Here is a 20,840-nt window from a genome sequence, read left to right as displayed (position 1 = left end):
TGGTGTTATTTTTTATTTTTAAATAATGATTTTTTATTCGTCAACATCGCATCCGCAATTGATTTACTATTCACCTCTTTTCTTTCCTGCAATTTATCAATTACAACAGTATAATTTTTTTCATCCCGGTTTTGACTCAGTTTTTTCATCGCATGCAAATCACTTATTGAAATTTCAAAAGCAACAATTCCTTTTAGATGCGATGCCATAAATTTTTCTGAAAGATCATTTACATGTACCGGATTTTTTTCTTGCGTTTCATGGCGATTCACCAATCTATCCAATAAAGTTACTACCTCCTCTCCTTCCATCACCCGCACTTTCCCATACACATGCACTGCAAAATAATTCCAGGTAGAAACATTTTCATGATCATACCAGGAAGCAGAAATATATGCATGTGCCCCTTGAAAAATTACCATCACATCCGGATTCTCATTAAAAGATTTCCATTGTGGATTTGCTTTTGCAATATGCGTATGCAATACATATTCTCCGGTTGCATTTTTTTCTAATTCCACAGGCACATGTGTAGCCCAAAATTTACCATCCAACATATTTATAACAGTTGCAAAAGGATGATGCCGGATAAACTCCAGTATCTCTGGTTCCTGTTCGAAGCGATTGATTTTAGGAATGTACAAGGATGAATAAAATTTTTATAAATATCTCTCTTTTATAATTGCCAGATGATGCAGTTCATGTCCTGCCATTACTCTGCAAACTGCGTTCACGGTTACAGGATGTTTATTTGCATTACCTCTTGAATCTATCATTTCATGCGTAAAACTGCGCATCATTGCAATTGTAGATTTTCGCAACAAATCCATTTCATTTATAAGATTATCTATAGATCTTTCATTTGCATTGGATGCGGCTGCATATTCATCTTCTTCAAATCCCGGAAGTTGCTGGGTTTCACCTCGTGCAATGCACAATGCTCTGTAACTCATAATGCGTTCGGTATCTATAATATGTCCGAGAATTTCTTTAATAGTCCATTTCCCTACTGCATATCTGTAATCAAGTTTTTCTTTGGGAATTGATTTTAAAAATTCTATTGTATGCGTAGTATTATTTTCAAATTCCAAAGGCACATCACATTGCGATGGCAATCTATCGAGATATGCTTTATGATAGGGAATATAATCTCCTTCTTTTACTTCCGGCCAATTCATGATTTAGATTTTAATGGTAACCATTAAAAATAATTTTTGTTTTGCAAATACAAAATCATTTTCTGCACTTGATATGTTATTATTAGTTATTGCAAGCATCAAAACATTTTTGCTTGTGTAATTTTACCGCCGAATTTTAAAATCATGTCTATCCTTTCCATTCTTTTCCGCATGTTGTTCATGCTCGCTTTTTATTTTCTGCCCGACTTGTTTATACGCAGCGGAATTAAAACTGCTTTTCCGAAAAAAAGTAGAAAGGCATTGCGCATTTATTGGATATTCAATATTATCATTTTATTAATTGCATTTTCCGGACTGATTCTTAACCGGAATTTAGAAAATGAATTTATTCGGATCAATCTGTATATGTTCGGAATTTTTGTAGCCTTTCTTTTCACAAAAATTTTGGTGGCAGCATTTTTATTTGGCGAAGATATTTTTCGTGTTCCTATCAGCATTTACAAACGGTGGATTAAAAAAGAAAAACCGGAAGAAGGTGAGAAATCGCTTATTTCAAGACGCAAATTTTTATCTCGTTCTGTATTGGTTTTTGCAGCTCTACCTTTTGGAGGATTTATATATGGAATGGTGAAAGGGCGATACAATTTTACAATACATAAGGAAACACTTTTTTTTAATGATTTACCTGAAGCATTTGATGGAATTACTATTACACAACTCAGCGATTTACATATTGGCAGTTGGGATCATTTTGCAAAAAATCAAATGGAATATGCGGTACAACAAGTAAATATGTTGCAGTCAGATATTATATGTTTTACGGGTGATATAGTAAATAGCAGATCGGATGAAATGAATGGCTGGTTTGATGTATTTAAAAAAATGGAAGCACCACTTGCAAAAATTTCTATTCTGGGAAATCATGATTACGGTGATTATGTAAACTGGGAAACGGAAGAAGATAAAAAACAAAATCTGGATGAAGTAAAAAATATTCATCCGCAAATTGGATTCGAATTATTATTGAATGAGAAAAAAACAATAGAACGCAACGGACAATTTTTACACTTTGCGGGAATTGAAAATTGGGGCTCAGGAGATTTTCCTAAGCTGGGTGATTTAAATAAGGCGGCAGAAGGTTTAACTGATAAAGATTTTATAATTCTGCTTTCACATGATCCTACTTTTTGGGAAACACATGCGATACCACATTCCAGCAAACCGAACATAACATTAAGTGGTCATACGCATGGTTTTCAAATGGGAATTGAAATACCCGGTTTTCGTTTTTCGCCAGCGCAATTTATTTATAAGCAATGGGCAGGATTATATCAAAAAGGCACACAATATATTTATGTAAATCGTGGGTTGGGCACTGTTGGTTATCCGGGTAGATTAGGAATTTGGCCGGAGATTACACAGCTCACTTTAAGAAGAAAAATTTAGACCATTTATTTAGACTTTTGACTAATGGCTATTGGCCGTTAGCCTTTAGCAGTTGGCAAATAACATAGACTCTTGACTTTTTTTTGACATTGATAAAATTTAACCACATAGATACATAGAAAAAGAGTAAAAAGAGAAATAAATCCGATTTATTAAAAATAGTCTTCCTTCTCAAAATATAAAAAAAGATTACACGGAGAACACTGAGAAAAACACAGAGATTCACAGAGAAAATAGTGAATGGTAATGGTGAGTAGTGAATGGTAGAGTGAGTAGTGAGTAGTGAGGAAAAAAATAACCGCAAAGAACGCTAAGAAAAAAATAGCGAAAAACAAACTGAAAAATTACACAGAGTCCCCCCTCTTCCAAAGAGAGGGGGAGTTGGAAGAGCTGCACTGAGAATGGTGAATGGTGAATGGTGAGTAGTGAGAAGTGAGTAGAGAGGTGAGAAAAACCGCAAAGAATGCTAAGAAAAATACGCAAAAACAAACTGAAAAATTAATGTGCATTCCCCTCTCTTCCAAAGAGAGGGGCAGGGGTGAGTTGGAAGAGCTGAAAATTACACGGAGATTCACAGAGAAAAAAAAGTGAATAGTGAATGGTGAATAGTGAATGGTGAGTAGCTGAAAGTTCCGATTAATATCGGAATGAATGGTAAAAAAAAATAACCGCAAAGAACGCTAAGAAAAAAACAGCAAAACAAACTGAAAATTTACACAGAGAATCCCCCTCTCTTCCAAAGAGAGGGGCAGGGGTGAGTTGGAAGAGCTGAAAATTACACAGAGAGTCACATAGAAAAATTTATGCTTAGTACTTATCAAATGATTACTCTATTCCCAAATCATTTTACCTTTCTATTTTGATTTATTTTTTTTATCAGATAAGTAAATTTTAAAGTGATTTTCATATTTTGTATATTTGAATAATAAATTTTTTCAATTACCTCATAGCATGCATTCTCAAAAATCTTTTTCTTTTCTTCTTCTAATTTTTATTTCATGTTACTTTAATATTAATGCAAATGCTCAAAGAGTAGTTTTTATTTCTAATTATTCTGGATATTGTTATGATGGAATGTACTACTTGGATGAAGATGTAAAATTATTTCGTGATGTATTTGGCAATGAAGATGATGGTGGCTGGCAGCGATTTACTTTTGATGAAATTGATAGTGCAAATGAGTTTTTAGATAATACTTGTTTGTTGTTTTTGGATGGATTTTGTGATTACTATGAATTCACAGAATTTTATGAAATCTATACTACTGAAATAGAAGAATTTGTAGCCGGAGGTGGAAATTTATATATGAACATCGCCTTACCTGATCCGGTATATTTATCCTTAGGATTTGATAGCTTAAAAATTATACCTTATGGGAGTGCGTATGCATTAATTGTTGATACTCTGCATTCCATTACTTATGCCCCTAATCTAATTTCTTTTGCTTATCCAATTACAGCAAGACCAGGAAGTGGTCCATTACTTTCTGTTGGGTCATTCACGGGTAACGCAATAGATACAATCCTATATGATACCATAATTAATACATCATCCGGTGATACATTTCCACAAAGAGCACCTTTAATTTATTTTGAATGGGGGGAAGGTAAAGTAATAGCTTCTACTTTCGCCATCTGGCATTGGGATGAATTATTATCCAATTACAAAAATCTTCGTCGTAATATTTTGTATTACTTATCGGGTTGTATGCATGGGCCTGTAGATGCCGGTGCTTTTGCTATTGCTGCACCATTAGTTAATTGTCAACTTACAGAAGAAGAAACTTTACAAGTGTTATTATATAATTATGGAACAGATACGCTAACTGAGATTACAGTGTGTTTTAGTGTGGATGGTGGCGCAGAAGTTTGCGAAAATTTTGAATTTGCAATTCCACCTCAACATAGTGATACTGCAATGTTTTCTGCTACAGCAAATTTTTCAGGATGTGGTGTACATTCTATTACAGCTTATACAATAACTCAGGGAGACACTATCACGGATAATGATACACTTGTTATGCAAATAGAAAGTTTATGTCCACCATTAAGTAGTGCAGGTTTGCCGGATACTATTTGTATTAATGCAGGCTTAATTCAAGCATCACCTGAACAAGGTGGAGGACTTTGGAATGGAACAGGAATTACAAATAGTGCAACAGGAAGTTTTGATCCTATGATTGTTGGTGAGGATTTTACTTCTGAAATTTCTTATACTTATGAAATGAGTTTTAATTATCAGTTTTCAGAAATAGAATATGCAGAACCTACAATGACGGAAGCCGATAGTATTCCACTTGCAGATACGGATTGGGAAAAGATATATCTCGGATTTTATTTTACTTATTTCAATCAAACTTACGATAGTGTGTATGTAGCAAGTAATGGATATATGAGTTTTGGTGCGCCACATGATACATGGTATCCTGCCATTCCGGATTATTCCGGAGCTATAACAAATCTTGTTGTGCTGGCAGGGGGTGATATGAATCCTGCTGCTTATGGTAGGGTGCGATATAGCACAGAAGGCACAGCTCCTTATAGAAGATTTATTCTGCATTATGATAGCGTACGTTGCGATTATGAAGCGGGAAAATATATAGATGTGTATGGTATTTTGTATGAAGAAAATAATAGTATTGATATTGTTGTAAATCATTTACCCGGCGTTGAATTTTGGGGTATATCTCAGGGCATAAGTAATCTGGAAGGCACTATTGGAATTAATACACATAATCCCGAAAGGATTCCGTGGTTAAGAGATAAATGGTATGATACCGATATTGAAGAAGTGGCTTACCGCTTTTCACCTGAACAATGTTTTAGAACAATCACCGATACCATTTTAGTAACCGGTGATGTTGCAGTAAATGTATTGGGAAATGATACTACTTTTTGTCCGGGTGGTAGTTTGCAAATTGGTACAGATTATCCGGGTACGGAAATACTTTGGAATACAGGAGAAACTACTCCGCATATCAATATAGAAGAAGCAGGAATTTATACTATTCAAATGCATTATGGTTCGGGTGATTGTTATTTATTTGATACAATAACTATTGCATCAGCAGAACAGGATGTATTTGCAAATGTGTTAGGCAATGATACTTTACTTTGCTATGGTGATACTTTGCAATTAGAAATTAATTATGCAGATACAATATTTTCTTTTCATTGGAATACAGTAGATACTACGCAAATAATAATAGTATCCGAAGCAGGAAATTATGCATTGGAAATAGAATATCAATCGGGCTGTTCGCTGTATGATTCTATTGCAATTAATTATAATTCACCAATATTTATTGAAAGCACTTCAACACCTTCACCCGATGATGGTCCGGGTGGAAGTATTACAATAAATGTGAGTGGAGGAACAGCACCTTACACTTATTTATGGAGCGATGGATTAATCGGAACAGAAATAGAAAATGTATATCCCGCAACCTATTATCTTACAGTGATAGATGCATTGGGTTGCAGTATTTCCACCACTGTTTTTGTTGGCATCGGCACAGGAATTTTTGATAATGAAAATACTCAAATAACTATTTATCCAAATCCATTTGATGAAACGATACAGGTGGAATCTGAGATAGCAATTTCTAAAATTGAAATCATAAATGCTACAGCTCAATATGTATTTAGCACAAGTTATAATACAGTTGAAAACACTATTATCCTCAACACAAATTTTCTTACACAAGGAATTTATATTCTAAAAACAAGTATGGTGAATGGAGAGAGTTATACTTTCTTAGTGAATAAGATTTGAAGGGCGAGAAATGCAGCCACGAACCTGCCTGGCCGGTAGGCAGGTTCGTGGCTGCATTTTTTTTTAAGTGTCCCGAATAATGTTTCTCCAAGGTTGGTGGCCAATCCTTCTCAAAATATATGCATCGAGCTTACGGCTCTTCATGTTTTATTTTAAGTTTATTTCTTCGGACTGAAGTCCGAAGTTGCAAAATTTACAGAGCCGATGGCTCTCCGTGAATACTCTGCTAAACTCAGTGTAATATTTTTTCAATAGCTAATCGGCTAATCAACACATTTGCTAATTCTAAAAAAATCTATGTGGTAAAAAATTATCTTGAATAAGGTTGGGGACGCCAACCTTGGACAGAAATGGACAAATAGTTTTTTCTCAAAAAGTGGTTATTGAATAACGAAGACCTCACATCTCAGAGTTCCCTCCGGGTAACACTGTGATAACATTATAATCTATTCCCTCTTCAAATCGTACTTCTCAATTTTATTATACAAGTGCGAGCGTTGTATATCTAATTCTTCTGCAGTTTTAGAAACATTCCAACTGTTTTTATTTAAGCGGAACAGTATAAATTCTTTTTCGATATGATCTTTAAAATCCTGGAATTTTTCGAAGCGTTCATATAAGTCTTTTGGACTGCCACCACTTGCAGAAGTATTGCCATAAGCAAGCACATCTTCTTCTGTAATTTTTTGTTCGCTTAAAATAACAAGCCGCTCAAGTACATTGCGCAACTCACGAATATTTCCTGTAAAAGCAATGTTCTGCATTTCCTGCATTGCCTTTGGTGTAATTACTTTACGGGGCATGCCATAGTCTTCACAAATTTCTTTTACAAATCGTTCTGCAAGCAATGGTATATCCTCTTTGCGATCATTCAATGAAGGCACATGAATTAATATTACACTTAAGCGATGGTATAAGTCAATACGAAATGTATTTGCTTCCATCTCTTTTATTAAATCTTTATTTGTTGCAGCAACCACACGCACATCCACCGGAATTTCTTTATCCCCACCCACACGGGTAATTTTATTTTCCTGCAATGCACGTAACACTTTTGCCTGCGCACTTAAACTCATGTCGCCAATTTCATCTAAGAATAATGTGCCGCCATTTGCCTGTTCAAATTTTCCTATGCGTTGTTTTATTGCTGATGTAAAAGCACCTTTCTCATGACCGAATAATTCACTTTCAATTAACTCACTTGGAATGGCCGCACAATTCACTTCTATAAGCGGACCGTTGGAGCGATTGCTGCGTTCGTGAATCCATCTTGCTACTAATTCTTTTCCTGTGCCATTATCACCCGTAATTAAAACTCTTGCATCTGTTGGCGCAACACGATCAATAGTATCTTTTATTTTTTTTATTGCAGGTGAGTCACCAATAATTTCTCTTGTTTTAGAAACTTTTCTCTTTAACACTTTTGTCTCCGTCAGCAAATTACTTTTATCAAGTGCATTGCGAATTGTAATTAATAAGCGATTTAAATCCGGTGGTTTTGCAACATAATCAAATGCGCCTTTTTTCACTGCATCCACCGCAGTTTCTAAAGTGCCATGACCGGAAATCATAATTACCGGAACATCGGCATTGGTATTTTGCATTTTCTCCAACACTTCCATGCCATCCATCTTCGGCATTTTAATATCCATCAACACCACATCATAATCACCATCCTGAATCATGCGCAAACCTTCCGCACCATCTTGTGCTTCGTCCACAGCGTATCCTTCGTATTCTAAAATTTCTTTTAATGTTTTGCGAATGCTTTTCTCATCATCTACCAATAATATATTTGCCATAAGATTTGTATTCAAAATTTGTTTTACAATTTGTGTTTGATAACAGCTATAAAATTACCCAATTTAAAAGCAACGGTTTTGCCAATGAAGCACTTATAAATTTTCTTCATTAATCAGCTTTCCGGATTCGTCATAATATTTCCATTTACCTGTTTTATTATCTTCTGTATAATTGCCTTCGCTTTTCACTTTTCCATTATCAAAATACTCCAACCACATTCCGGATTTAGCGCCGTTTTTATTTTTACCTTGAGAAATAACAACGCCATTCATATTATACACTGTTTGAGTTCCCTCTAAGATTCCATTCACATAAAATTGTTCCATTGCAGGTTCACCGTTGTTATAATACCAAATGCTGCGACCGTTCTTTATTCCCGCTTTATATTCTTCAGCGGAACTGGTTTTACCCATATTATTATATTCTATTGCAAGTCCATCCAATTTTCCATTTTTATAATACTGACTCTGTTGAAGAATGCGCACATTATTAGATGTGGTATAAGTGCGCATTTCACCATTCAATGTATCGTTTATATAATTTTCTTGTTTGGATAAAAGACCGGTTTTATCAAAATATAATTGCACACCGTCTTGCACACCATGACGATACTGTTTCATTCCCATCAATACACCATTCGGAAAATAATGCAATAAATTACCATGCAGTTTGCCATCCTTAATTGTTCCCTTATCAATAGATAAATCTTTATTCGTCGTTTCAAACGCAATTAAATTTCTATCGGAATCTATTTTCGTAAAAACAGTATCTTGTTGTGCATGTATAATTGTTGTACTGCAAATAAGTATTGCAATTAAAATGTTATTCATCATTCTTGTTTTTATTTTCATCAATTTTTTTATTCTGATTATCTTTTTCTGTTTGTTGTTCACCACGACAACATTCATCCAACACCATTTTACAAATGCTGCATTGCCCATGACCATGCACCCAAACAATTTGTGCAGGCATTCCGCAAAAGGGGCAGATAATTATTTCAGTATTCAACTCCATTGTAAATAAAAAAAATCTGCAGGCTCATAAGCCGGATTCTGTTTCAATCCTGTCATTTATCTAGGCTATACATCACTGCATAGCTCCTGCTGCCTACCCACCGGAGATTCGGACGAGCAATCCTCTTTTCCGTCGAAACGGAAAACTCCGGCATATTTGGCATTGTAACCCGCAAGGTTTACCCATAACAAATATTGCTACTTATTATCGTGAGCTCTTACCTCACATTTTCACCCTTTCCCAATTTGCATCAGGTGGTTATTTTCTGTGGCACTTTCTCGCACAATGTCGAAACATTGCAGCCACCCGTTAGGTGGTGCGGCGCTCTTTGTTATCCGGACTTTCCTCACTAATAACAATTAAGAATTAGCACGACAGGCCGGCCTGCAGATATTTTAAAGAACATTATAAATTTATTTCTGTGGCACCATATCCAAACCTCGAATTATAATCATTGTTATAGGAAACCACTTCCGGTGTTTGTTTTAAAATGTTTTCAATCTCTATTTTCAACTTACCTTTTCCTATACCATGAATTGCATAAATACGATGCACATGATGTTTAATTGCTTTATCTAAAAATCGTTCGAAATGCCGCAATTGAATATGCAGAATCTCACCTTTATCCAGCAATGCACTATTCTTTTCCAACTTCTCAATATGCAAATCTATGTGATCGGGCATAGCTGCTTTTTCTATAATTTTATTTTCTTGTTTTTTAATAGAATGTGTATCCCAAAAATCATCCTCCTCTTTTTTCGAAATTTTTATTTTCTCCTGTTTGCCAGGAATTTCTTTTACTATTTCAAATGCGATATAATTCTTTTCAGGAAAAGCATCACTTTCCATTTGCGTAAAAAATTGTTTGGCTTTAATTTTCAATTCTTTGCTGAAAGGATTTGTTGATCCCTGTGCATTCTTCACCCAAAAATTAAAACTACAAACCGGCAAATCATTTAATTGATCAGTTTTAAAAAAATGCAATTTCAAATCAGCTCCGGATAACAATTCTTTTTTAATTTTTTCCTGTGTTGTCTGACTTAAATAATAAGTGTAATCCATCAGCAAATTTTCTTTCAGGCGATTACAAACTAACATTTGAAATCTTTCAATTTCACCATTCATTTTTCGCATCGGCACTATTACTAAATGTAAACCGTGGGGAAGTACAATTTTATTTTCTTGTTCTTTATTTTTTTGAACTTCCTGTTTTCTTGGGTCTAAACCAAACTCAGAAGCCTTTACAACAGCAGTAGAATGGAAGGTGCTTGATTTACCATCTATATCCACCACAACAGTAAATTTATCCATGTAACCTTCAAACACACCTAACTCGCCGGTATTGATTATAAAAACTTGTTCGCCTTTTTCTATCTTAGTCATTGAATCAACAAAGGTAAACAATGCAAAAAGGCAAATCAATTTGTTGGCAAATTATAACAGTTGTTTTTTTATTGGGATTGACTTCTTCTTGTCAACCGATAATGAAGGCAATGGTGGGAGTAAATGATATAAAACACTTAAGCACAGAGAAAATAATAAAGCAGTCAAAAAAATATCATATCCCGGATTCAAACTTATATGTATTAAATGATACTGCTTATTTATCCTTCATTAAAACGTATGAGGGGAAAACGATAAATGGCCGTAACACTTATAAAGATTTATATCAGCCCTTGCAGATTTACGGATTTGACAGCACAGACATTATACAGTTTCAACTGATTAATTGCACCGTGGGCGGATTTCCAAATTTGAAATGGGATAGATATGGTGACTTTGAAACTTCACCACTCTCCATGCCTCGTACCCATTTATCAGATTCCACTCTTCTCGTTAATACACTTACCGATTATTATTCTGCAATCGAGCCAACACCAGATGCACAATCAAATTGTAATGATGAAACAATAATTGTGTATTGGAATAAATTTATGGGTCGCCAAAGCAAAAGACTTATTAAAACTGTAAATGATTATAAAGAAAATGTCAGTAGTTATACTTGTCTGTATTATGTAAATACAGATAATTTCTTTTACATGATGAATCAGGATACATCAAAAACAAAATAACTTGTTTACTTAAATTACTAAGTAGTTATTTTTTTTCAACACTTATCTTCGCTGTCAATTATTTAATTACACAATGAAAAAAACGCTGAAGTGGAATATTGCGCAAAAAGCAGAGTTGCAATGGTGGGAAAATTATCTGAAGGGAAAAAATGTAGAGGAATATCATGCATGGAAAAGAAAATACTGGCAAGGTTTGTTAGATAAGATTTCGAGTGTTTGTCCCATTGAAAATGGAATGTCAGTATTGGATGCAGGTTGTGGACCAGCGGGTGTATTTATGAATCTGCAACAATGTAAAGTGGATGCAATAGATCCGCTGTTAGATAATTACAATAAAACACTTCCGCATTTTAAAACTGCAGATTATCCCTACGTTACTTTTTTCAATACACCGATGGAACAATTTGCAACAGATAACAAATATGATATTGTGTTTTGTATGAATGCAATTAATCATGTGATAGATATAAAACACAGCTATCAGCTTCTTGGCAAATGGGTGAAACCGGGAGGCAAATTAGTTGTAACAATTGATGCGCATAATCATAGTTTTTTCAAACATCTGTTTCGATTAATTCCCGGCGATATTTTACATCCGCATCAATATGATTTAAAAGAATATGCAGCCTTTATTACCGACAATGGATTTAAGATGTTGCAAACCGAAAAACTAAAATCCGAATTTTTCTTTGATCATTATATGCAGGTGGCGGAGAAATAAAAAAGCCGCTTCATTTTTTACCATGAAGCAGCTTATATTGGTGATGACTAAATGATTAAATTACAACCAAGCTCAATCTTTCAATAGAACTTTGTGTAACGATCTCAATGAGATAATTACCGGCAGGCAACAATGAAATATTTAATGCTCCGCCATCAAAAGATTTAGTTTCAAGAATTAATTTCCCTGTGGTTATTTCATAAATCCTTACATCTGCCAACTCAGTTAGTGTAATAGAAATTACATCTGAAGTTGCGGGATTAGGATAAATAATTACAGGAGTTAAAACTGAAGACAAGCGACCATCAGGAGTGAAGCATTCTTCTTGCAATTCATATGATCCCATATCTCTAGATAATCCAAAAACCTCAAAACCTCTCTGATCATCTGAATTATCAGATGGGTTTCCGGTATTTATTGCGGGACTTCCGCAAACTAAAGCATGTGTTTTACCAAATCCACCATTGTCTGCTAATGCATCAATTTGCGGATCCGTAGGAGTAGCAAATGTTCCTTCAATATCAGTAGCTATTGCTGCAAAAATACTCGCATCATCCTGACCGATTAAATTATATCCGGCAGAAATAATAGTTCCTGAACTACTTAAATCCATACCGGATGTTGCTGTATTTAATGCTATAATATTGCTTTGAAAAGCAGCACTGTCAGTAGAAAGATTTTGGGCAAATCCTCCTCCATTATTCATAGCTGTATTATTAACTATTGTATTTGCGTTCAATCTGATTTTTCCTTTATTAAAAACACCACCTGCATTACTTGCAGAAGTATTACCAGAAATGGTAGATCGGGTAATGGTTACATTTCCATTATTATTATGTACTCCTCCGCCATTTCCATTTAATCCTGTAGCAAAATTTCCTGCTACGGTAGTGCGAAAAATTTCGAGTGTACCACCATTATTAAATAAACCACCACCGCCATCATCTGTTAGTGGCCCGGTTGCAGTGTTTTCAGTAATGCTGCTATTACTAACAGTCATTACGCCGCTGCCATTCCATAATCCACCACCTTCTTGCACTGCAGTGTTTAAATAAAAATCTGAAGTTTCTATATGCATATTTCCAGCACCGGTAATGTGTATTGCACCACCATTGCCCGGAGCCGAGCCTGTTTGATTTTCTGCCATAGTTGTATTGCGAATAAGAACTGTGGTAGCAGAACCAGAATTATCTTCTAAACCACCACCTGCACGACTTGCATAATTTGAGGAAACAATACTTTCATCAACGGTAAGATTTCCATTTACTTCATTAAATATTCCACCACCACTGCCACTTGCGCCGTCAGCAGAATTATTGGTAATAATTGTATTCTCTTCAACAATTACAGCACCTCCATTATTAAATATTCCCCCACCACCATTGGTAGCCTCAACACCACTTGCGATATTATTATCTATAAAAGAATTTTTTACAATCATAACTCCTGTACCATTCCAAAGTCCGCCACCTTCTGATGAGGCTGTATTATTTGTAATAGTAGATCCGCTTACCCGTATATTTCCAGCACCTGTCATGTGCACACCACCGCCATTACCTGGATTGGATGAAGTTAAATTATCATCTAAAACAGAATTATTAATAACGAGAAAATTACCGACATTATCCTCAATTCCACCACCTGCTCTTGATGAAGAATTAGAAGAAATAACACTATTAATTATTGTAGTGCTTCCACCAATATTATTAAATATTCCACCGCCACTTCCACTTGTTCCATTGGCTGAGTTATTAGTAATTGAAGTATTATTTTGTACGAAAAGAATTCCTCCATTATTAAATATTCCACCACCGCCATCATCCGCAAGATTACCATTAGCTTCGTTACCGGAAATCATTACATTAATTACCCGCATGGTTCCACTGCCATTCCATAATCCACCACCTTCTTGCGATGCAGAGTTTCCATTTACAGTTCCTCCGGAAATTTGTGCATTACCCGCTCCTGTTATGTGTAATCCACCTCCGTTTCCGGGAGCGGCTCCGGTTGTGTTATTACTTAAATCATTATTTTTTAAATAAATAGTAGTTGCAGCACCGCTGTTATCTTCAATTCCACCACCCGCACGGCTTGCAGAATTATTAGTGATAATACTATTTGTTACGGTGAGATCACCGTTTAATTCGTTGAAAATTCCACCACCACTTCCACTTGCACCGGGCGCCATATTATTGTCAATGAAAGTTCCTGCTATTACTATTAAAGTACCCCCATTATTAAAAATACCGCCACCACCATTTGTAGCATCAGCACCATTTGCAATATTCATTGTAATGGTTGCGCCAGAAACTGTCATTACTCCACTCCCATTCCATAATCCTCCACCTTCTGATGCAGCACTATTTGAACTATAATTTCCATCCGTTACATTCATATTACCTGCACCTGTAATATGCACTCCACCACCGTTTCCGGGAGAAGGACCGGTTTCATTTAATTGCATAGTAACATTCAATAATTCTACTGTTGTAGTACTGCCACTGTTATCTTCAATTGCACCACCCGCTCTGCTTGCAGAGTTATTTGTAAAACTGCTACTTTGCACGGAAAGTGATCCACCTATATCATTTAAAACAGCCCCACCACTTCCACTCGCTCCATTTGCTGTATTATTTATAAATGTGGTATTATCTTTTATTTCAATATTGCCGGCATCATTGCAAATTGCACCACCACCTTCGTCAGAAGCAGCACCAGATGCAATATTATTTTCAAATGCAGAAGCGGAAACAGAAACATAACCAAGGCTGTTATAAAGTGCTCCACCACTAATCATAGCAGCAGAATTTGTAATTACAATATTTTCCAGAAATAAATCTGAAGACTCAGATAAAATAGCGCCGCCACTGCCTACAGAAAATCCATTTGAAAAAGAAATATTTTCAATAGAAACATTTCCAGCAGAGCTAATATGCAAAATGCGGCTATTGTTTGATCCATCTAAAAATGTATTTGACGTTCCATTGCCAATAATTACAAGAGATTTATCAATAATAATTTCTCCTGTAGATAGAAATATTGTATTTCCATCTATAGAGGGTGAAAAGTAAATAGTATCGCCACTGTTAGAAGCAATTATCGCATCACGGAAAGAGCCAGCACCTGCGTCTAAAGAATTTGATACTGTTATGCTAGCTGCAAATGCGGGCATAATTCCAGCAATGAATAGCATTACTAGAATTGAGAATGGAGTAAATTTTTGAGTCATATCGTTTGATTTAGATTTAAAACCATTACTTACGACTCTAAGATTGTTTTGGATTGCGGAATTAAAAATATACTGGATAAAATTTAATTTTATACAATAAAAGAATACCATACAAATATTCTTCAATAAACTAAATTTCGAAAATGTTATCCAATAATGATATTCTGAAAAAATTAAGAGTGGCATTAGCACTCCGCAATGAGGATATAATTCATATTCTTTCGCTCGTTGATTTTAAAATTTCCAAAGGTGCATTGGGCGATTTATTTCGCAATCCGGATCATCCCGGTTATGTAGAAGCCGGAGATCAAGTTCTGCGTAATTTCTTAAATGGATTAATTATTCATTTACGAGGGGAAAAAAAGTGAGTGGTGAGTAGTGAGTGGTGAGTAGTGAGTGGTGGGTAGTGAGTAGTGAGTGGTGAGTAGTGAGTAGTGAGTAGTGGTGTAGTGAGTAGTGAAAAAAATAATTAGCAATAGGCAATTAGCAATAGGCAATTTGCAACAGGCAAATGCAATGGTAAATTAAAAAATCAGTGAGGAGTGATGAGTTATGAGTTTTTTTTATTCTCAATACCCGATACCCACTACTCGATACCTTTTTTTTTAAAAATACAACCAATACCATTTCGTATTTCCACCCTGATTAAATTCAATTGCAGGTGCAGGGAATTTTAAAATGCTCGCAATTTCCAACACCATATTCCAGAATGGCGATTTGCCTTTAAATGCGGTGAGATCTACATCAAACGATAAATAATATTGACGTGTGCGGGGAATAGAACTGTAATCAATTAATAAATCATCCGGGCAATTTTCATATTTAATATCTGTATTGCTACACCATATATTTTCATAGCCACCAAATATTCCATCGGCTCCATAGCCGGCAGAAAACATCAGCCATTTCGGAAAATGATTATCCTCTTTCATAAACATAGATGGATTTACAGAAAGCCAAGTAGTTAATCCATTATAATCTTTTATCACTTTTTCAGGACCGCTGCTGCCATATAAAAATGCTGCACGATCTTGTACTTCTAGTGGGTAAGAAGAATAGTCAACAAAGTGTTGCGAAAATTTTAATCGGATGCGTTGTTCATCCCATAAAAAATTTTGACCTGTTGCTAATCCTGCACCAAAAGTATTGGCTGCAAAATCACCCCAACTAAATCCCCACTCCGCAGAAAAGCCATCAAATACTTCTATGGTTAATTGAAATAAAGAAGCCGTTGCAAAACCTGCCCAATACGCATTTTCTTTTTTCATTCCAGTCCAGCGATACATGGCTGTGGTAAGATTGGTTTCAAAATAAGCAGTGTACATATGTCCCATTTTATCCTGCTGTAACCACTCGCCATCATCATTAAAAAAATGAAATGCAGATTGCGGATAATTTTTATACCAATAATGATAAAGTGCAATAGTAGCTCCGGTATATAATACAGCTTCCGTTCCCAATACTAAACCAAAACGTTTCGAATTATATTCTGTAGCAGGTGTAAGAAATGGATTTAAAAATTTGGAAGAATCTACTTGCGCATATGAAGTATAGAATATCATACAAAGCGAAATCAGAAGTACATACTTATGCGGTGTGAGTATTCTGTTATGCATTTGTTTCTGTCAAAAATTTAATCATGCAAGCAAGATGGATTTTACTGTATCAAGGATGTCAATCACTCCTTTAGCATCAGGAGCTTCTGCATATACTCGCAACAAGGGTTCCGTACCTGATGCACGAATCATCATCCATTCTTTATCTGAGAAATGAAATTTATAGCCATCAATAGATTCTATTCTTTCTACTTTATATTTTCCAAATGCATTGTATGTATTGTTTCTACAATTAGCGATGATTTGATTTTTCAATGTATCAGTAATATGTAAATCATAACGATCGTAATTAAATGAACCGGTAATTGCATATACTTCCTGAATTAATTCATGCAATGATTTTCCTGTTTTCGCCATAAACTCCATCAGTAATAATCCACACCATATGCCATCTCGTTCAGGCACATTTCCTTTCACTGCAATGCCACCACTTTCTTCGCCACCTAACAACACATCATCGGTAATCATTTTACTACAGATATATTTAAATCCGATTTTAGTTACTTCCACATCCAATCCATAATGCGCACATAATTTTTTCACTTTATCACTAACACTGAATGCAATTACAACTTTGCCAGTGTAATTTTTATACTTATGCAAATAATGAATCAGCAATAAAATAATATGATGTGAGTCCACAAAATTTCCATCACCATCATACATTCCAATACGATCTGCATCACCATCATTTGCCAAACCTGCATGTATAGATTTATCTGATTTAATTAAAACTTTTAATTCAGATAAATTTCTTTCAATAGGTTCCGGTGCTTGACCTTTAAATCCCGGATTTTCATCGCAGTGCAATGGAATTAAGTTTGTAAAAATGCGTTGAGCAATTCGCTGACCTGCACCATACATTGCATCATAAGCGAGTTTAATTCCGGAGTTATTAATCAGATTTAAATCAAACTCCTGTTGTACATGTTCAAAATACATTTGCTCCAAATCTACCCATTGCAACAAACCATCTTTTTCGAATTCTTCTAAGGATTTTTCAGGCACATCATATACATCCGGAATCATATTTTCTACCTTAGAAATCTCTTCAGGAATTGTTGGTCCGCCATATCCACTTTTTAATTTAAAGCCATTGTATGAAGGTGGATTATGACTTGCAGTAATAACCACACCGGCAAATGCACCTAATTTATTTGCACCCAAACTCACCATCGGTGTTGCAACAAAATCTTTTGCGATAAATACTTTTATTCCGTTTTCACACAATACTCTTGCAGTAACATCCGCAAACATTTCACCACCAAAACGACAATCATGACCAACAACAACAGAATGATTTTTACCCGATTGCAACACCCAATCTGCAGTTGCTTTACTCACTCTTGCCACATTTGCAATCGTAAATTCTTTTGCAATGATTGCTCTCCATCCATCAGTACCAAATTTTATCTGTGTCATATTTTGTTTTATAGCTCTTGCAATTTTAATAAAAAAAAATCCGGCTGTTCTTGCCGGAAATTTCTTGTATTATATAGCTTTAATTTAATTTATCCAAGAAGGCTTTCACTTCTTTAAAATACTGATCTTTATTACTGCTGAAATTTTCATCATTGTTCACATTTGGTACAACATACACTGTAGTTACTTTCTTTTTTAAATCTGCAATACTTGTAATATCTGCGGGCGTAACATAATCTCCTTTTGCACCAACGATCAGCATAATTCCACGCAATTGATCACCTTTCACTGCAAGCGCATTCAAAGGTTCAATCAATGCTTTATCGAATGCAAGCGGCATCATAATTTTTCCACCGGTAAATTCTTTGTAACGTTTTTCTATTGTTTCTAAAGTAGTATAAGGTCCGTCTGCAATTACATTATTTACCTTCACATTATTGGCAGAAACACCAAGTGCTAAACCGGCACCGATACCTTGTCCGTAAACTGTAATTGTAAGTGTAGCAAAATATTTTTTCACGTGATCCACCACTGCATTTAAATCAGTTCCAAATTGCGCATAGATGTAAAATTTAGGATTCACATTAAAATCATCGCTTTGTCCATAACCACGATAATCAAACATAAACACATGATAACCCATACCCAAAAATAAACCTGCATATTCTAAAGAGTTTGCCATATTACCCTGCCCATTGCTTGCAATAATCACTGCTTTCTTTGATAATTTTTCTGCGGGAATTAAATGCCAGCCGAATAAAGTAAGTGGTGTGTTATCTGCATTTTTATCGGGTGTTTCAATTTTGATTTCTTCAAAGTTCAAACCGTAATCGGCAGGTGTAACCGCATATTCTTTTTCCGTCATCAGGCCGATAGAATTCTGTGCCTGTAATGTTTGTAACAGACATACATTGATAAGTGTAAAAACTAAAACTCTGTAATTCATAATTTGATTTCTAATGTGATAAAATAATTATTCAATTCATGTTTTCGGGACAGGTGTCGTAAAAATAAAGTTTTGAACGGAATTAATGATGTTGGCAATGGGCATGGTAATGTAAATTTACCCGCATTGAGTTATGATAAACGCAACAGATACACATAAGCAACAAGGATTAAGACTTAAGTTGGTGGAACTGCTCCGCAAAAAAGGCATTGTGGATGAAAAGGTTTTGCAGGCAATTAATCGGGTTCCACGTCATACATTTTTCGATAAAGCATTTATTGATCATGCCTATGAAGACAAAGCATTTCAAATCGGTGAAGGTCAAACTATCAGTCAGCCATATACAGTTGCTTACATGAGCGAATGGTTGGAAACAACGCCAATGATGAAGGTTTTGGAAATTGGGACCGGCAGCGGATATCAGGCTTGTGTATTAGCAGAGTTGGGTGTAAAAGTATTTACTATAGAACGTTTTAAATCACTGCATTTAAAATCAAAAAAACTATTGGAGTCAATGGGTTATTCCAACATTAAAATGTTTTTTGGCGATGGCTATGCAGGTCTTCCCACATTTGCACCCTTCGATAGAATAATAATTACAGCAGCCGCACCTGAAATTCCAAATGCATTATTACTACAATTAAAAGTGGGTGGCATTATGGTGTTGCCTTTAGGAAAAGAAGAAGATCAGATGATGCTGAAGATTACAAAAACTGCAGACAATGATTTTAAAAAAGAAGTCGGAGATAATTTTCGCTTTGTACCTATGCTACCGGGGAAGGTTTTTTAATGTGAAAATGTGAGAATGTGCGAATGAAATGATTAGCCGATGTGATCTTTAGCCGATTAGCAAATGTGAAAATAATTCAGAACGTTTTAAAAATAAAAATTCATTACAGATTACTCATTATTGATTTTTCTATTCACCATTCATCATTCACTACACACCATTCACTTTTTTTCTTTTTCTGCAACTTCTTGACAGATTTTTAACTCATAAGGTTTGTAAACACTAAATTTGCACCCATAATTAAAAATCAAGTATGAAAATTAATACTAGTGCCCGCCTTCTAACTATTATGATTGTTGGAGTTTCTTTTGTTTTATCCGGCTGTTTTGGACGTGGAGAAGAAGATCCATGGATGTCATTACATACTCGTGATGCCCGTATAGCGCAGAACTGGCAACTTTCTAAAATGACAGGAACTGTTGTAAATACAATTGGAGGCCTCACTACCAACATCAGTTACAACTATGATGGAACAAATATTTTTATAACTACCAATGGTGCTACTGTAAGTTATGGTTACGCTTTTGAAATGAATGTTTCTGATAAGGGTACTGTAACTTCCAAAGAAACTTTTACTGACCCTGCTAATCCGAATACCGTAGTTATTACAAGTACTAAAACCAGCTATTGGTTTTGGGCAAATGATGTGAAGAATAAAACTACTATCAACTTAGATCTTACAGGCACTTTCCAGCCCTATCCTGCTTACGACATTCCTCGTCTTGCATGGAATGATTTGGCATTGCTGCTGGATTATACCGATAACTACCAACAAATTGATCCTGTAACAGGTGTTACTACTTCGACCAATACAACAGTGAATCTGAATATTGAATTTGAAGTAATTCTTCCTGACAGTAAAAATTAA

17 protein-coding genes and 1 other RNA gene are annotated in these 20,840 nt (G+C 35.2%); 7 read left to right on the top strand and 11 right to left on the bottom strand.

The window, feature by feature from the left end:
- Positions 1-5: 5 nt before the first annotated feature.
- Together IPN31_06595 and IPN31_06590 are read right to left on the bottom strand one after the other, a co-directional pair.
- Complete coding sequence (locus IPN31_06595) at positions 6-644, bottom strand: FMN-binding negative transcriptional regulator (GenBank protein MBK8681562.1); 639 nt, start codon at positions 642-644, stop codon at positions 6-8.
- 15 nt (positions 645-659) lie between these two features.
- Positions 660-1,178 (bottom strand): DinB family protein, encoded by a 519-nt coding sequence (locus IPN31_06590; GenBank protein ID MBK8681561.1) that lies wholly within the window; start codon positions 1,176-1,178, stop codon positions 660-662.
- Positions 1,179-1,322: 144 nt separating this feature from the next.
- Here IPN31_06590 and IPN31_06585 point away from each other — a divergent pair, with 144 nt between their 5' ends.
- Positions 1,323-2,585 carry a metallophosphoesterase gene (locus IPN31_06585; protein ID MBK8681560.1) on the top strand — a complete coding sequence of 421 codons (1,263 nt, stop codon included), beginning with the start codon at positions 1,323-1,325 and terminating at the stop codon, positions 2,583-2,585.
- Positions 2,586-3,536: 951 nt separating this feature from the next.
- Positions 3,537-6,359, top strand: coding sequence for a T9SS type A sorting domain-containing protein (locus IPN31_06580; GenBank protein MBK8681559.1), 2,823 nt, complete (start codon positions 3,537-3,539; stop codon positions 6,357-6,359).
- 446 nt (positions 6,360-6,805) lie between these two features.
- On the opposite strand, the gene IPN31_06575 is transcribed toward IPN31_06580, so the two are convergent.
- From IPN31_06575 to IPN31_06555, 5 genes are all read right to left on the bottom strand, one after another.
- Entirely contained in the window at positions 6,806-8,161 is a 1,356-nt protein-coding gene (locus IPN31_06575) for a sigma-54-dependent Fis family transcriptional regulator (GenBank protein ID MBK8681558.1), read from the bottom strand.
- A gap of 93 nt (positions 8,162-8,254) precedes the next feature.
- Positions 8,255-8,995, bottom strand: a complete 741-nt coding sequence (locus tag IPN31_06570) for a toxin-antitoxin system YwqK family antitoxin (GenBank protein ID MBK8681557.1) — start codon at positions 8,993-8,995, stop codon at positions 8,255-8,257.
- Positions 8,985-9,176: a hypothetical protein gene (locus IPN31_06565; GenBank protein ID MBK8681556.1), complete on the bottom strand. Its 192-nt coding sequence runs from the start codon at positions 9,174-9,176 to the stop codon at positions 8,985-8,987. The genes IPN31_06570 and IPN31_06565 overlap by 11 nt, the downstream gene beginning before the upstream one ends.
- Positions 9,177-9,187: 11 nt before the next feature.
- Positions 9,188-9,567, bottom strand: an RNA gene (gene rnpB / locus IPN31_06560) — RNase P RNA component class A.
- A 14-nt stretch (positions 9,568-9,581) separates the two neighbouring features.
- Entirely contained in the window at positions 9,582-10,559 is a 978-nt protein-coding gene (locus tag IPN31_06555; GenBank protein MBK8681555.1) for a Smr/MutS family protein, read from the bottom strand.
- A gap of 20 nt (positions 10,560-10,579) precedes the next feature.
- On the opposite strand from IPN31_06555, the gene IPN31_06550 reads away from it, so the two are divergent.
- Positions 10,580-11,248, top strand: coding sequence for a hypothetical protein (locus IPN31_06550; GenBank protein ID MBK8681554.1), 669 nt, complete (start codon positions 10,580-10,582; stop codon positions 11,246-11,248).
- A gap of 73 nt (positions 11,249-11,321) precedes the next feature.
- Positions 11,322-11,969 (top strand): methyltransferase domain-containing protein, encoded by a 648-nt coding sequence (locus IPN31_06545; protein MBK8681553.1) that lies wholly within the window; start codon positions 11,322-11,324, stop codon positions 11,967-11,969.
- Between the two features lie 55 nt (positions 11,970-12,024).
- Here the strand turns inward: IPN31_06545 and IPN31_06540 are convergent, their stop codons facing one another.
- The gene (locus tag IPN31_06540; protein MBK8681552.1) at positions 12,025-15,162 is read right to left on the bottom strand and encodes a T9SS type A sorting domain-containing protein; all 3,138 of its coding nucleotides are present in this window, start codon (positions 15,160-15,162) and stop codon (positions 12,025-12,027) included.
- A 179-nt stretch (positions 15,163-15,341) separates the two neighbouring features.
- Here IPN31_06540 and IPN31_06535 point away from each other — a divergent pair, with 179 nt between their 5' ends.
- Complete coding sequence (locus IPN31_06535) at positions 15,342-15,566, top strand: DUF1456 family protein (protein ID MBK8681551.1); 225 nt, start codon at positions 15,342-15,344, stop codon at positions 15,564-15,566.
- A 237-nt stretch (positions 15,567-15,803) separates the two neighbouring features.
- Here the strand turns inward: IPN31_06535 and IPN31_06530 are convergent, their stop codons facing one another.
- From IPN31_06530 to IPN31_06520, 3 genes are all read right to left on the bottom strand, one after another.
- A complete protein-coding gene (locus tag IPN31_06530) occupies positions 15,804-16,814 on the bottom strand; it encodes a DUF2279 domain-containing protein (protein MBK8681550.1) in 1,011 nt (336 codons plus the stop codon).
- Between the two features lie 21 nt (positions 16,815-16,835).
- On the bottom strand, positions 16,836-18,236 hold the full coding sequence (locus tag IPN31_06525; GenBank protein MBK8681549.1) for a phosphoglucomutase/phosphomannomutase family protein: 1,401 nt from the start codon (positions 18,234-18,236) through the stop codon (positions 16,836-16,838).
- Between the two features lie 79 nt (positions 18,237-18,315).
- Complete coding sequence (locus IPN31_06520; GenBank protein ID MBK8681548.1) at positions 18,316-19,182, bottom strand: alpha/beta hydrolase; 867 nt, start codon at positions 19,180-19,182, stop codon at positions 18,316-18,318.
- Between the two features lie 133 nt (positions 19,183-19,315).
- On the opposite strand from IPN31_06520, the gene IPN31_06515 reads away from it, so the two are divergent.
- Together IPN31_06515 and IPN31_06510 are read left to right on the top strand one after the other, a co-directional pair.
- On the top strand, positions 19,316-19,972 hold the full coding sequence (locus IPN31_06515) for a protein-L-isoaspartate(D-aspartate) O-methyltransferase (protein MBK8681547.1): 657 nt from the start codon (positions 19,316-19,318) through the stop codon (positions 19,970-19,972).
- Between the two features lie 253 nt (positions 19,973-20,225).
- A complete protein-coding gene (locus IPN31_06510) occupies positions 20,226-20,840 on the top strand; it encodes a hypothetical protein (protein ID MBK8681546.1) in 615 nt (204 codons plus the stop codon).

The sequence above is a fragment of the Bacteroidota bacterium genome (assembly GCA_016715425.1).
In the GTDB taxonomy this organism is placed as follows: Bacteria; Bacteroidota; Bacteroidia; order Chitinophagales; family BACL12; genus JADKAC01.
This window is presented reverse-complemented; position numbering and strand designations above follow the sequence as displayed.

Bases quoted from the DNA above. Each gene is read 5' to 3' on its own strand.
- IPN31_06590 (MBK8681561.1), bottom strand. From the start codon at position 1,178: ATGAATTGGCCGGAAGTAAAAGAAGGAGATTATATTCCCTATCATAAA.
- IPN31_06585 (MBK8681560.1), top strand. From the start codon at position 1,323: ATGTCTATCCTTTCCATTCTTTTCCGCATGTTGTTCATGCTCGCTTTT.
- IPN31_06580 (MBK8681559.1), top strand. From the start codon at position 3,537: ATGCATTCTCAAAAATCTTTTTCTTTTCTTCTTCTAATTTTTATTTCA.
- IPN31_06575 (MBK8681558.1), bottom strand. From the start codon at position 8,161: ATGGCAAATATATTATTGGTAGATGATGAGAAAAGCATTCGCAAAACA.
- IPN31_06570 (MBK8681557.1), bottom strand. From the start codon at position 8,995: ATGATGAATAACATTTTAATTGCAATACTTATTTGCAGTACAACAATT.
- IPN31_06565 (MBK8681556.1), bottom strand. From the start codon at position 9,176: ATGGAGTTGAATACTGAAATAATTATCTGCCCCTTTTGCGGAATGCCT.
- IPN31_06555 (MBK8681555.1), bottom strand. From the start codon at position 10,559: ATGACTAAGATAGAAAAAGGCGAACAAGTTTTTATAATCAATACCGGC.
- IPN31_06550 (MBK8681554.1), top strand. From the start codon at position 10,580: ATGCAAAAAGGCAAATCAATTTGTTGGCAAATTATAACAGTTGTTTTT.
- IPN31_06545 (MBK8681553.1), top strand. From the start codon at position 11,322: ATGAAAAAAACGCTGAAGTGGAATATTGCGCAAAAAGCAGAGTTGCAA.
- IPN31_06540 (MBK8681552.1), bottom strand. From the start codon at position 15,162: ATGCTATTCATTGCTGGAATTATGCCCGCATTTGCAGCTAGCATAACA.
- IPN31_06535 (MBK8681551.1), top strand. From the start codon at position 15,342: ATGTTATCCAATAATGATATTCTGAAAAAATTAAGAGTGGCATTAGCA.
- IPN31_06530 (MBK8681550.1), bottom strand. From the start codon at position 16,814: ATGCATAACAGAATACTCACACCGCATAAGTATGTACTTCTGATTTCG.
- IPN31_06525 (MBK8681549.1), bottom strand. From the start codon at position 18,236: ATGACACAGATAAAATTTGGTACTGATGGATGGAGAGCAATCATTGCA.
- IPN31_06520 (MBK8681548.1), bottom strand. From the start codon at position 19,182: ATGAATTACAGAGTTTTAGTTTTTACACTTATCAATGTATGTCTGTTA.
- IPN31_06515 (MBK8681547.1), top strand. From the start codon at position 19,316: ATGATAAACGCAACAGATACACATAAGCAACAAGGATTAAGACTTAAG.
- IPN31_06510 (MBK8681546.1), top strand. From the start codon at position 20,226: ATGAAAATTAATACTAGTGCCCGCCTTCTAACTATTATGATTGTTGGA.